Below are 12461 nucleotides of genomic sequence, written 5' to 3'. Positions count from 1 at the left end.
ACCGGGCGTGTGCGGCATGATCCCTGCACGGACCTAGCGGGTTGGGGTGGGGATGATCGAGGGACCGTATTTCGTGCTCGTGGCGCTCGGGGCGTTGTGGTGCGGGGTGACGGCGGGGGTGTTCGTCGCGTTCTCCACGTTCGTGATGCGCGGCCTCGGGGCGCTGCCTCCCGCGCGCGGGATCGCGGCAATGAACGCGATCAACACGGCGGCGGTGAACCCGGCCTTCATGGTCGTCTTCCTCGGCGCGGCCGTGCTGTGCGCGGTGATCGCTGTCGTCACGTTCGTGCTGTGGCCCGACGAGGGCACCACGGAACTGCTGATCGGCTGCGTCCTGTACCTGGTGGGCGCGTTCGGCGTGACGGTCGTGGCGAACATTCCGCGCAACGAGGCCCTCGCCCGGCTGGCGGGTGACGAGGAGTCCGAGAGCGGCGCCGCGTACTGGCGCACGTACCTGCGCGAGTGGGTCATGTGGAACCACGTCCGGGGCGGTGCCTCGCTCGCCGCGGCGGCGTCGTTCGTGCTGGCCCTGACCTGAGACACGGCCCGCCGGCGCGCACGGCCGGCCGCCGATGCGGACGGCCCGTCCGCTGAGCGCGCACCCCGGGGTCACTCCGACGTATCGTGACGAAAAGAGCCACGTTCGTAGGGAGACGGCCATGGCCGACCCCAAGGGCTTTCTCACCACGCCTCGACAGGAGGCGCCGCGCCGCCCCGTCGGCGAGCGGGTCCGCGACTGGGACGAGGTGTACGTCCCCGGCGGGCTGCTGCCCATCGTCTCCGCGCAGGCCGACCGCTGCATGGAATGCGGGATCCCGTTCTGCCACGAGGCGTGTCCGCTGGGGAATCTGATCCCGGAGTGGAACGAGCTGGTGGCGCGGGACGACTGGCGGGCGGCGAGCGAGCGGCTGCACGCCACGAACAACTTCCCCGAGTTCACCGGGCGGCTGTGCCCCGCGCCCTGCGAGGCGGGGTGTGTGCTGGCGATCAACCAGCCGGCGGTGACGATCAAGAACGTCGAGGTGGCCATCGCCGACCGCGCCTGGCAGGACGGGCTCGTGGCCGCCCGGCCGCCGGACCGGCTGAGCGGGCGGACGGTCGCCGTGGTCGGTTCGGGGCCCGCGGGCCTCGCGGCGGCACAGCAGCTGACCCGGGCCGGGCACACCGTGGCCGTGTACGAACGGGACGACCGGCCGGGCGGGCTGCTGCGCTACGGCATCCCGGCGTTCAAGATGGAGAAGTCCCATCTGGAGCGCAGGCTCGGCCAGTTGCGGCAGGAAGGGGTGCGCTTCCGTACGTCGGTGGAGATCGGCCGGGACATCCCGGCCGCGGAGCTGCGGGCCAGGTACGACGCCGTGGTGCTCGCCACGGGAGCCACCGCATGGCGTGAACTGGACGTGCCGGGCAGGGAGTTGGCCGGAGTGCATCAGGCGATGGAGTATCTGCCGCTGGCCAACCGGGTGTGCGAGGGCGACCTCGACTCGTCACCCCTGAGCGCGGCCGGGCGGCACGTCGTCATCGTCGGCGGCGGCGACACGGGCGCCGACTGTCTGGGGACGGCGGTGCGGGAAGGGGCGCTGTCCGTCACGCAGTTGGACATCTACGGCAAGCCCAACGACGTGCGCGACGAGGTGGCCGAGCCCTGGCCGACGTACCCGAAGCTGTACCGGCTCTCGGCCGCGCACGAGGAGGCGGGCGAGCTGAGGACGGCACCGGCCGCCGACGCGGACGCCCGGCTCTTCGCGGCGTCCACGCTGCGCTTCACCGGGGACGCGCAGGGGCACGTGCGGGAGCTGCACGTGGTCGAGGTGGACGCGGCGCGGCGGCCGCGCGCGGGCACGGACCGGGCGCTGCCCGCCGATCTGGTGCTGCTGGCGCTCGGCTTCTACGGTCCCGAGCGCGGAGCGGGCGGGGTCGTGGACCAGTTGGGGCTCGATGTCACCGCGCGGGGCGGGCTCGCGCGGGACGCCGCCTTCGGCACCGGGGTGCCGGGGGTGTTCGTCGCCGGGGACGCCGGGCGGGGGCAGTCGCTCGTGGTGTGGGCGATCGCGGAGGGGCGGGCCGCCGCGGCGGCCGTGGACCGGTGGCTGACGGGGGCCACGCGGCTCCCGGCGCCGATCGCGGCGCACGACCGCCCCATGACCACGTGAGCCCCCGTCTCCCCCGCCCCGCTGCCGCCGGGCTCAGCGCTCGTCGGTGCCCGCCCGCTTCGCCGTCGCCAGGGCCACCCTGTTCCAGGTGTTGATGGTGCAGATCAGGGCGATGACCTGGGCGAGTTCGGCCTCGTCGAAGTGGGCCGCGGCCTCCGCGTAGACGGCGTCGGGGACCCCGGCGTCGGCCACTTCGGTCACGGCCTCGGTGAGTGCCAGCGCCGCCTGCTCCTTCGGCGTGAAGAAGTGCCGCGCCTCGCGCCACACCGCGACCAGGTGCAGCCGGTCCTCGCTCTCGCCGGCCTTGCGGGCGTCGTTCGTGTGCATGTGGAGGCAGTACGCGCAGTTGTTGATCAGCGAGGAACGGATCTGGATCAGTTCCACCAGGGCCGGGTCGAGACCCGCGCGGGCGGCGGCGTCGAAGCCGATGAGGGCGCGGAACGCCTTGGGGGCGGACTTGGCGAAGTCGGTCCGCACGACCGCCGCGACCTGCGTGTCCGTCGTCGTGTTGCTCGTCGTGTTCGTCGTCGCGTTCGTCGTCGCGTTCGTCGTGTTCGTCGTCATGACAGGAAATCTACGGCCCCGAGAGACCCGCTGTAGGGTGCATTTCCATGGCGGAATCGTGGGTCAATTCGGCGGAGCGGATCGGGGTCGATCTGCATCTGGAGCTGTCCGGGTCGGGCAGCCGGCGGGGCGCGCTCGCCGCCGCGCTGCGCGACGCCGTCCGGTCCGGTCGGCTCTCCCCCGGCACCCGGCTGCCGCCGTACCGGGCGCTCGCCGCCGACCTGGGCGTCGCCCGGAACACCGTCGCCGACGCCTACGCCGAACTCGTCGCCGAGGGCTGGCTCACCGCCCGGCAGGGGTCGGGGACCCGGGTCGCGGAGCGGGCGAAGCCGCCGGGCCGGCCGGAGCGGGTGCCGAAGGCGGTGCCGCGGCGCCGGGAGGGCCCGGCGCACGATCTGCGGCAGGGCACGCCGGACGCCTCGGCGTTCCCGCGGGCGGCGTGGGCGACGGCGTACCGGCGCGCCCTGACCGACGCGCCGGCCGCGGCGTTCGGGCCCGGCGATCCCCAGGGCCGCGTCGAGCTGCGCACCGCGCTCGCGGAGTATCTGGCGCGGGCGCGCGGGGTGCGCGCCGAGCCCGAACGCATCGTGATCTGCTCGGGGTTCGCCCATGCGCTGCGGCTGCTGTACGGGGAGCGGGTGCTGCGGGGCCCGTTGGCCGTGGAGTCGTACGGGCTCGGGTTCCACCGGTCGCTGCTGGACCGCGCGGGGGTGCGGACCCTGCCGCTGACGCTCGATCAGGACGGTGCCCGCATCGATGAGTTGACCGGCATGAGCCGGGTGCGCGGGGTGCTGCTGACGCCCGCGCACCAGTTCCCGACGGGCGGTCCGCTGCATCCGGAGCGGCGGGCGGCCGTCGTGGACTGGGCGCGGACGCACGGCGGTGTGGTCGTGGAGGACGACTACGACGGGGAGTTCCGCTACGACCGCAAGCCGGTCGGGGCGGTGCAGGGGCTGGATCCGGAGCGGGTCGTGTACGTGGGCTCCGTGAGCAAGAGCCTGTCCCCCGCGCTGCGGCTGGGGTGGATGGTGCTGCCCCGGCATCTGGTGGGCGGCGTGCTGGCGGCCAAGGGCGAGCGGGAGGCGTGGGCGGGCGTCCTCGACCAGTTGGCGCTCGCCGAGTTCCTGCGCTCGGGGGCGTACGACCGGCACGTACGGAGGATGCGCCAGCGCTACCGGCTCCGCCGGGACCGTCTGGTGGGCGCGCTGGCCGAGCGGGCGCCGCACATCGAGGTGACCGGGATCGCGGCGGGTCTGCACGCGGTGCTGCGGCTGCCCGCGGGCAGTGAGCGGGCGGTGCTGAAGGCCGCGGCCTGGCGGGGGATCGCACTGGAGGGCCTGGCGGAGTTCCGGCATCCGCAGGCGTCGCAGCCTGCGGTGGACGGACTGGTCGTGGGATACGCGGCGGCTGCCGAGCGGGCCTACGGGGCGGCGGTCGACGCGTTGTGCGCGGTGCTCTGACGGGGGTGACCCGCGGCGCCCCATTCGGGGCGCTCCCCCGCCGTCAGGATCCTGCTGCCACAAGCGGTGTCACCAGAGGTCTCACCAGAGGTGTCACGACTGGTGTCACGAGAGGTCTCACGAGAGGAGGAAGTCCGCGGCCCCCGCCTTCGCTCCCTCGATGAACGCGTTGATCTCGGCCGGGGTGTAGATCAGGGCGGGCCCGTCCGGGTCCGAGGACTGACGCACGGCGACCCGGCCGTCGGCCAGCTTCATGGCTTCGAGGCAGTTGCCTCCGTTGCCGCCGCTCCACGGCTTGTGCCAGCCCTCGGTGCCGAGTTCACGCGCTGGCATGCCGTTGTAGATCGGCTCGCCGTCGACGCCTCGTATCCGGTCCTTGATCCGGTCCATTCACAGCTCCTTGCGGAGATCGCGGAGGATCTCCTTTGTGCGTTGTGCCGTCGCGGCATGCGCCGCCATGCGGTCCATGACCTCCAGGTGAGTGGCCACCTCGGGTCGCGCGTCCAGGTAGACCGCGCCGGTCAGGTACTCGCTGTACACCATGTCCGGCAGTTCTGACATGGCAAATCGGAACAGGACGAAGGGGCCGTAGGTGCCCGGGTGCGGGCCCCTCGCGAACTCCGCGACCTGAAGCGTCACGTTCGGCTGCTCCATCGCTTCGAGCAGCCGGTCGATCTGGCCGCGCATCACGTCCGCGTCGCCGACGGGACGGCGCAGGGCGGTCTCGTCCATGACCACCCACAGACGGGGCGCGTCCTCACGGGTGAGCAGATTCTGGCGTTGCATGCGCAGGGCGACGTGCCGTTCGACGACCTCGGGGTCGTCGGCGAGCTCACGGCCTATGGCCCCGGATCGGAGCACCCCGCGCGCGTAGTCCTCGGTCTGCAGCAGGCCCGGCACGAAGTGCGGCTCGTACGACCTGATGAGGGCGGCCGCGCCCTCCAGGCTCACGTACATCGAGAACCAGCCGGGCAGGATGTCGTGGAACCGCTGCCACCAGCCCGGCTTGTTCGCGTCCTCCGCGAGCTGCACGAACGCGTCGGACTCGTCCCCGGCGACACCGTAGGACTTCAGGAGGAGCTGGAGGTACGGGATCTTGAGCGCGACCTCCGCGGTCTCCATGCGGCGGATCGTCGCGGCGGTCACGCGGAGTACTCGCGCGGCCTCCTCGCGCTTGAGTCCGGCGCTCTCGCGGAGGTCCTGGAGGCGCCGGCCCAGGACGACCTGGCCGACCGTCGGCGCGGACCGCGGTTCGCTCACGCCCCTTACCTCCCAGTAGTTCACGTGTCTGGATCCAGCCGCGGAAGAAGGTCCGGAGAGGGTGGTTCACCGGCCGTTTCCCCGCGGTTCGCCCCCAATGGGCGCCGCGCGACGAGCTGTTGCGAGCAGTGTGCCATGCCCGCTCCGCGCGGCACACTGCACTCTGCACTTTTCAGAGTGGCTCTTGCCAAGTGTTCACGACGGGGAGATAGTGGCAAGCGTGACTCCGTCCGCGCCCTTAGGAACAGAAGTCGGCGAAGCTACGCTCAGTGACCGTTCGGCCACCCCGGTGGGGTCCGCGGTGCGGCGCAGCAGCTTCGAACTGGCTCCCCACCCGGGCTCCGCCGCACAGGCCCGGCGCATGACGCGCACCCATCTCAGCCGATGGGGAGCGTGCGAGGACACCTGTGACGCGGCCGCCCTCGTCGTGTCCGAGCTGGTCACGAACGCGATCGTGCACACGGCCAGCCGCCGCATCCACTGCGAGCTGCGCGAACTGCGCGACGACGCGGGTGAGCGGGTGCGGATAGCGGTGCGCGACGAAGGCTGCATCTCTGGTGACACCCGCCCCGCGGGCCGGATCGCGCCCGAGGAGGAGCACGGCAGGGGGCTCCTTCTGGTGGCCGCCGTGTCCACCGCGTGGGGCGCCCAGGAGACCGGGCCCGGACTGCTCGTCTGGGCGGAGCTGCCGCGGGACGCCGAGGCGGTGACGGGTCCCGGGCCCGTGCCGGTCCCCGACGGCACCGGCTGGGCCTGGTGAGCGACGCCCGCCCCGACCAGGCGGACGAAGAACGACGATCGTGCTGAACGGGAACGGATGGGCGTGGTGACGACGCGGACGATGCAGTTGGACTCCCTGGTCGGACTCGCCCGGCGGCGACGCGCCCCGCACCCGGCCGAACCGGTGCGCCTGAGCGTGCCGGACGGCATGACCGCGCCGCTGGGCTGCGACGCGGTGGCGGTCCCCGAGGTCTTCGCCCGCGCGATGACGCGCCGGCTGCCGCGGATGGGCTGCGTGTACGCGGACGGGGCGCACTGGTGGTGGCTCGTGCCGTCGGACTCGGACGTGGCGCTTGAGTGGCCGGCGCCCGCGCGCTACACCACCGGGATCGTGGTGCCCGACGCCCGGCAGGCCCCCGACCTCATCCACTGCCCGGACGGCAAGGTGCCGTACACCCCGCCCATTCCGCTGTACCTGGCGCTGTGCCGGGTGACCGGGACGACTCCGGCGTGGTCCCGGTCGGTGGGCGCTCCCTGACCCAGGGGCCCCACGCCTTTCCTCACCACCCCTCGCCGGGGACGCCGCCGGTGGCCGGAAGTGTCCGGAGCGTACCGGTCGTGGAACAACTCCCTTGCCAGTGCGGGCACTTCGGGCCCTTCTTGTACTCGGCACATGGCACTGCGGGGTGAGGCACCCGGCATCGCTTGCCCGGGGCCGCGACGGGGACGGGGTGGTTCGATGAGCACGACCGCATCGGCGGGCAGGGCGGACGGTGCCGAGCCCGACGAACCGGTGACCTCGGAGTCGGAGGCGCTCCTGTTCGGCGGTCCGCTGCGCTACGACATCGGCTGGTCGGCGCACGAGGACGCCTTTCTCCAGCTGAACTTCCGGGCGATGCTGACGCGGCTGCCCGCGCTGCTCGCGTCCAGTTTCCGGCTGGCGCGGGACGCGGACCGGCGCGCGGCGGGCGTCGTGCTGGCCGCGGAGTCGGGCCGCGGGATCGCGCAGGCGGTGAGCCTGCTCGCGGTGAACAGCGTGCTGGCGCGGCTCTTCGCGGGCGGCCCGATGGCGGACCGGCTGCGCGGCGCGGCGCCCGCGCTGATCGCCATGGCGGCCGTACTGCTGGTGGCGGCGCTGCTGCGCGCCGCGTCGACGTACGCGACGGGCCGTCTGGAGCCGAAGGTCGAACGCCTGGCCACGGAGCGGTACTTGGAGCGTGCGGCGGCCGTGGAGCTGGCGGCGATCGAGGACGACGCGTTCCACAAGCTGCTCGACACCGCGCAGTACGGGGCGTCGTCGGCGCGCCGGATGATCTCCATCGCGACCCGCGTGGTGAACGCGCTGATCTCACTGATCGCGGCGGCGAGCGTCCTGACGGTGCTGCATCCGGTGCTGCTGCCGCTCCTCGTGACGATGACGCTGCCGAGCGCGTGGAGCGCCCTGACGATCGCGCGGCGCCGCTACCGCTCGTTCCACGTGTGGGTGCAGCACGCGCGGGCGGGCCGGCTGATCAGCAGCCTGCTCATCGACACGGCGGCGGCGCCGGAGATCCGGGTGCACGGGGTGGGTCCGTTCCTGCTGCGCCACTTCCGCTCGATGTCGGAAACGCAGGAGGCGGAACAGGCGCGGCTCGCCCGGCTCGCGGCGCGTACCGGGCTGGTCGCGGCGGCCTGGACGGGCCTCGCGACGACGGCGACGTACGCGACGCTCGGTCTGCTCCTGCTGACCGGTGCGATGGCGCTGTCGGTGGCGGGAACGGCGGTGATCGCGATCCGTACCGGTTCGCAGAGCCTGGACACGCTCGTCCTGGAGATCAACTCCCTGCACGAGGACGCCCTGTTCGTCGGTGACCTGGAGCGGCTGTACGTGGAGGCGGCCCGCCGGGCGATCCCGCGCGGCGGCTGTCAGCTTCCGGCGGAGCCGGCGGAGATCAGGTTCGAGAACGTGACCTTCGCCTATCCCGGCAGCGCGGCCCGCCCCGCCCTCGACGACGTGACGCTGTCGGTGCCGACGGGCCGCATCGTCGCGCTCGTCGGGGAGAACGGCTCCGGCAAGACGACCCTGGTGAAGCTGCTCGCCGGGCTCTACACCCCGCAGAGCGGCCGGATCCGGTGGGACGGGGTCGACGCGGCGGACGCGGACCGGGTCCAGCTCGCCGAGCGCGTCGCGATGGTGGCGCAGGACTTCAAGCGCTGGCCGTTCACCGCGCGCGTCAACGTCGGCATCGGCCGCGCGTCGTACGAGCCGACCGAGGAGCGGGTCGGCGACGCCGTGGCGCAGGCGGGCGCGGGTGAGGTCGTACGGGACCTGCCGCGCGGCATCGACACCCTCCTCGCGCGTGCGTTCAGCGGCGGGCACGAGCTGTCGGGCGGGCAGTGGCAGCGGCTCGGCATCGCGCGGGCCGCGTTCCGCAAGGGCCGGATCCTCATCGTCGACGAGCCGACGGCCGCGCTGGACGCGCGGGCCGAGCTGGAGGTCTTCGAGAAGATCAGGGCGCTGGCGGGCACGGGCCAGACGGTCATCCTGATCACGCACCGCCTCGCGTCCGTCCGCCACGCCGACCTGGTCCACGTCCTGGAGCAGGGCCGTCTGGTCGAATCGGGCTCGCCCGACGAGCTGTTGGCGGCGGGCGGGGTCTACGCCGAGCTGTACCGGCTCCAGGCGGACCAGTTCACGCGACGGGCTCCGGGGCCGCCTCCCGCACGATCACCAGAAACGCATCCGTCGCCAAGTCCATGACCACCTCGGCCGGCTGGCCCTCCAGGCGGCGCAGGCGCGCGAACTCCTCCTCGGGCCAGGAGCCGCGGGGCCCGCCGGCCGGGAAGCGTCGCAGTACCACTCGTCCGTTGATCATCGTTCGTCCCTGCCCCCGTGATCGTGCCGAAAGTACCGGCGCCGGTCCGTCCCGGCGCCTTATGAGGGAGAACGCTGACAGGGGGCGTAAGGACTCGCAACGTGACGATAATGACACCGAGTTGGGACGCGTTCCGCTCGTGAGGCAGAGGGTGGGACGGGAGGGGCGGGGACGGGCTCGCGGTGTCCGCTCAGTCGAGGTACTCGTCGTGGTACCGGATCCGCGCGCTGCCCGCGGGCGCGCCGAGGGCCGAGGCGCGGCCCTGTGGCTGTTCCCATTCCTCCTGCCGGCCGAGCGCGGTGAGGTCGAGGAGGTTGGTGGTGAACCCGATGTTGTCGAGGCCGCGGTCGAACGCCGAGTAGGTATGGAAGATCCGCTCGCCGTCGCGCAGGAAGCAGCTGAGCGCGGGCCGCTCCTGGAGGCCGTCGTCGGTCTCGACCGTGGCGCCGAAGTCCTGGTTGAAGTCGCTGAGGTTCGACGAGTACCAGGGCGTCGTCCAGCCCATCCGGGCCTTGAACGGGAGGATCTTGGTGAAGGGCGCGCGGGAGACCGCCGCGAAGGCCGTGCCGCGGGCGCGCAGGTGCGCCAGGTGCCCGATCTGGTCGAGGAACCCCGAGCAGCTGCGGCAGCCCGCGTCCCACTCGGGCGCGAACATGAAGTGGTAGACCACGAGTTGGGAGCGCCCCTCGAAGAGGTCGAACAGTTCGACCTTGCCGTCGGCGCCCTCGAGGACGTACGGCTTGTCCATCTCGACCATGGGCAGCTCGCGCCGCCGGGTGTTCAACGCGTCGCGCGCCCGGGTCGCCGTCTTCTCCAGGGCGAGCAGCTCCTCGCGGGCCGCGCGCCACTCCTCGCGGGTGACCACCTTCGGCAGCCCCATGGTTCCTCCTCGGGTCGGGGTCTCTCGAAGGGGTGACCGCGGGTGTCGGCGGAACTCATCGGCTCCGGGGAAACTTTCTCGCGCGCCGTCTCAGGTGTCGTACTCCTGGATGCGCCGGCCGTGTCCGCGCTCGACGAGCGCGGGCAGCAGTTCACTCAACTCCCGTGCCACGGACGGCACATCGATCGTGGTCAGGCGCCCGTCGCGCATCAGGACCCGGCCGTCGACGATGGTGGTGCGCACGTCGCCGGAGCGGGCACTGTGCACGAGGGTCGCGGCGAGATCGTGCACGGGCTGCGTGTGCGGGCCGCTCAGGTCGACGAGGACGAGGTCGGCGCGGCGGCCCGGCGCGAGGGAGCCGATGCTCGCGCCGAGGCCGATCGCGCGGGCGCTGTCGAGGGTGGCGTGACGCAGCGCCTGACGGGTGGTCAGCCAGCGCGGGTCGCGCTCGGTCCGCTTCTGCACGAGGGCGGTGAGCGTCATCGCCTCCCAGACGTCGAGGGTGTTGTTGGAGGCGGCGCCGTCGGTGGCGAGGCCGACGTGCGCACCGGCCTCGACGAGTGCGCGGACCGGTGTCGTGTCCCAGCCGAACTTCAGGTAGCCGCGGGGTGCGCTGGCCACGCCGACGCGTCCGGTGGCGGACCGCAGTGCGGGCAGGTCGCGGTCCAGGATGCCGGTGCCGTGGGCGATGAGGACATCGACGTCGAGCAGGCCGGTGTCCTTGAGAATGTCGATGGGGGTGCGGCCGTGGCGGTCGAGGCTGGTGTCGGTCTGGGCGCGGTTCTCGGCGGCGTGCAGATGCACCAACAGGCCGTGTTCGTGCGCGAGTTCAGCGGTGGCGGCGAGGTCGGCCTCGTCGACGGTGTACGGGGCGTGGGGCGCGAGGGAGGTGGTGATGCGGCCGTCGGCGCCGCCTCGGTGGCGCAGGGCGAAGTCGAGGGAGCGTTCCCGTCCCTCGGGCCCCTGGGAGGAGAAGAAGGCCTCGCCGAGATTGGCGCGCAGTCCGGTTCCGGCGACGACCTCGGCGATGCTGTCCATGGCGAAGTAGTGGTCGGCGAAGCAGGTGACGCCGCCGCGGATCAGCTCGGCGCAGGCGAGCCGGGCGCCGAGTTCCACGACGCGCGGGGTGAGGTTCGACTCGATGGGCCAGATCCAGTCGTTGAACCACTCCTGCTCGGGCAGGTCCTCCACGAGTCCGCGCAGGGCCACCATCGGGCTGTGCGTATGGCAGTTGACGAGTCCGGGCAGGGCGACGAGTCCGCGGGCGTCGATCCGTTCGGCGCTCTCCAGGCCGGCCACGGCGGCGCTGTCGGTGACGTCGACGACGACTCCGTCCCGTACGACGAGAGCGGTGTCGGGCCTGAAGTGGATCCCTTCGGCGGCGAGTTGGGGATCGGGTTCGTCCGGGTCGGCGTGCAGCAGGGCGGTGCATCCGGTGACGATCAGGTCGGCGGTGGGGGCGGTGGCGGCGTCCATGGAGGCACGGTAGCGAGCGGCGGGGTCCGCGCGGCCCGCCGTGGCCTGTTCGCTGAGTAGGCACTGTTGTCCGCTGAGCCGTACGCCATCACAATGCTCATGCCAAGCACGGGCGTGCGCCCTTCATGACGCACGCCCGTCCCCCCACACGGTGCACCACTCTCAGCACGGGAGAGGAACCCCCCACATGAAGAAGTCTCTCGTCGGCGCGTTCTCCGCCGTTCTGCTCCTGGGAACGGCGGCGGTCCCCGCCACGGCACTTGACGCGTCCGGGGCGTCGGCGGCGCCCAGAGCCAAGGCCGTGGACTTCGCCGGAACGGTCGCGCTCAGCAACTGTTCCGGTTCCGTCGTCCGCGTACCGGACTCCCAGCCGACGGACCCGGCCCTGGTCCTGTCCAACGGCCACTGCCTGGAGTCCGGCTTCCCCGGTCCCGGCGAGGTCGTCGTCGACCAGCCCTCGTCGCGCACCTTCACCCTGCTCGACTCCTCGGCCGGCGATGTCGCGACGCTGCGGGCGAGCAAGATCGCGTACGGCACGATGACGGACACCGACGTCTCGCTCTACGAACTCACCAGCACCTACGAGCAGATCGAGAGCTCGTACGGCATCAAGGCCCTGGAACTGTCGGCGGACCACCCGACCCAGGGCACGGCGATCAGCGTGGTCTCCGGCTACTGGAAGAAGACGTACAACTGCTCGGTCGACGGCTTCGCCTACAACCTCAAGGAGGGCGAGTGGACCTGGAAGGACTCGGTCCGCTACACCTCCGACTGCCAGACGATCGGCGGCACGTCCGGCTCCCCGGTGCTCGACCGGGCGACCGGGAAGGTCGTCGCGGTCAACAACACCGGTAACGAGGACGGGGGGCGCTGCACGGACAACAATCCGTGCGAGGTGGACGAGAGCGGCAACGTGACGGTGCGCGAGGGCATCAACTACGCGCAGCAGACCTACGGGATCGTGCCGTGCGTCGGCACCGGCAACAAGATCGACCTGTCGGCACCGGGGTGTGCACTGCCCAAGCCGTGACGCTCCGGGGCGCAGGTGGTCCGCCTGCGCCCCGCCAGGGGCGCGGCACGGCGCCGAGCCGCTCGG

The 12461-nt window shown here is 72.4% G+C and carries 13 protein-coding genes; 7 read left to right on the top strand and 6 right to left on the bottom strand.

The annotated features are described in order from the left end of the window. Positions 1–52 precede the first annotated feature (52 nt). The gene (locus ACQUQD_RS30515) at positions 53–538 is read left to right on the top strand and encodes a DUF1772 domain-containing protein (RefSeq protein ID WP_428955370.1); all 486 of its coding nucleotides are present in this window, start codon (positions 53–55) and stop codon (positions 536–538) included. A gap of 121 nt (positions 539–659) precedes the next feature. Next, positions 660–2150, top strand: coding sequence for a glutamate synthase subunit beta (locus ACQUQD_RS30510; RefSeq protein ID WP_428955369.1), 1491 nt, complete (start codon positions 660–662; stop codon positions 2148–2150). Between the two features lie 33 nt (positions 2151–2183). On the opposite strand, the gene ACQUQD_RS30505 is transcribed toward ACQUQD_RS30510, so the two are convergent. Then, the gene (locus ACQUQD_RS30505; protein WP_428955368.1) at positions 2184–2714 is read right to left on the bottom strand and encodes a carboxymuconolactone decarboxylase family protein; all 531 of its coding nucleotides are present in this window, start codon (positions 2712–2714) and stop codon (positions 2184–2186) included. Between the two features lie 47 nt (positions 2715–2761). Here ACQUQD_RS30505 and ACQUQD_RS30500 point away from each other — a divergent pair, with 47 nt between their 5' ends. Then, positions 2762–4174 carry a PLP-dependent aminotransferase family protein gene (locus ACQUQD_RS30500; protein WP_428955367.1) on the top strand — a complete coding sequence of 471 codons (1413 nt, stop codon included), beginning with the start codon at positions 2762–2764 and terminating at the stop codon, positions 4172–4174. 117 nt (positions 4175–4291) lie between these two features. On the opposite strand, the gene ACQUQD_RS30495 is transcribed toward ACQUQD_RS30500, so the two are convergent. Together ACQUQD_RS30495 and ACQUQD_RS30490 are read right to left on the bottom strand one after the other, a co-directional pair. Beyond that, a complete protein-coding gene (locus ACQUQD_RS30495; RefSeq protein WP_428955366.1) occupies positions 4292–4564 on the bottom strand; it encodes a DUF397 domain-containing protein in 273 nt (90 codons plus the stop codon). Next, positions 4565–5434: a helix-turn-helix domain-containing protein gene (locus ACQUQD_RS30490; RefSeq protein ID WP_428955365.1), complete on the bottom strand. Its 870-nt coding sequence runs from the start codon at positions 5432–5434 to the stop codon at positions 4565–4567. Positions 5435–5735: 301 nt separating this feature from the next. On the opposite strand from ACQUQD_RS30490, the gene ACQUQD_RS30485 reads away from it, so the two are divergent. The 3 genes from ACQUQD_RS30485 (at position 5736) to ACQUQD_RS30475 (ending at position 8894) form a co-directional block, all read left to right on the top strand. Continuing rightward, complete coding sequence (locus ACQUQD_RS30485) at positions 5736–6194, top strand: ATP-binding protein (protein ID WP_428955364.1); 459 nt, start codon at positions 5736–5738, stop codon at positions 6192–6194. A gap of 57 nt (positions 6195–6251) precedes the next feature. After that, complete coding sequence (locus tag ACQUQD_RS30480) at positions 6252–6692, top strand: hypothetical protein (protein WP_428955363.1); 441 nt, start codon at positions 6252–6254, stop codon at positions 6690–6692. A 201-nt stretch (positions 6693–6893) separates the two neighbouring features. Next, entirely contained in the window at positions 6894–8894 is a 2001-nt protein-coding gene (locus ACQUQD_RS30475) for an ABC transporter ATP-binding protein (protein ID WP_428955362.1), read from the top strand. On the opposite strand, the gene ACQUQD_RS30470 is transcribed toward ACQUQD_RS30475, so the two are convergent. The 3 genes from ACQUQD_RS30470 to ACQUQD_RS30460 form a co-directional block, all read right to left on the bottom strand. Then, on the bottom strand, positions 8827–9009 hold the full coding sequence (locus ACQUQD_RS30470) for a hypothetical protein (protein ID WP_428955361.1): 183 nt from the start codon (positions 9007–9009) through the stop codon (positions 8827–8829). The two genes, ACQUQD_RS30475 and ACQUQD_RS30470, sit on opposite strands and share 68 nt — an antisense overlap. Before the next feature lie 190 nt (positions 9010–9199). Continuing rightward, positions 9200–9889 (bottom strand): DUF899 domain-containing protein, encoded by a 690-nt coding sequence (locus ACQUQD_RS30465; RefSeq protein ID WP_428955360.1) that lies wholly within the window; start codon positions 9887–9889, stop codon positions 9200–9202. A gap of 90 nt (positions 9890–9979) precedes the next feature. After that, positions 9980–11365 carry an amidohydrolase gene (locus ACQUQD_RS30460; RefSeq protein WP_428955359.1) on the bottom strand — a complete coding sequence of 462 codons (1386 nt, stop codon included), beginning with the start codon at positions 11363–11365 and terminating at the stop codon, positions 9980–9982. A 187-nt stretch (positions 11366–11552) separates the two neighbouring features. Between ACQUQD_RS30460 and ACQUQD_RS30455 the strand changes: the two genes are divergently transcribed. Next, on the top strand, positions 11553–12395 hold the full coding sequence (locus ACQUQD_RS30455) for a S1 family peptidase (RefSeq protein ID WP_428955358.1): 843 nt from the start codon (positions 11553–11555) through the stop codon (positions 12393–12395). Positions 12396–12461 lie beyond the last annotated feature (66 nt).

This window comes from Streptomyces sp. cg35 (assembly GCF_050410835.1).
GTDB lineage: Bacteria > Actinomycetota > Actinomycetes > Streptomycetales > Streptomycetaceae > Streptomyces.
Note: the sequence above shows the minus strand (reverse complement) of the source record. Positions and strands in the feature narration are given on the sequence as shown.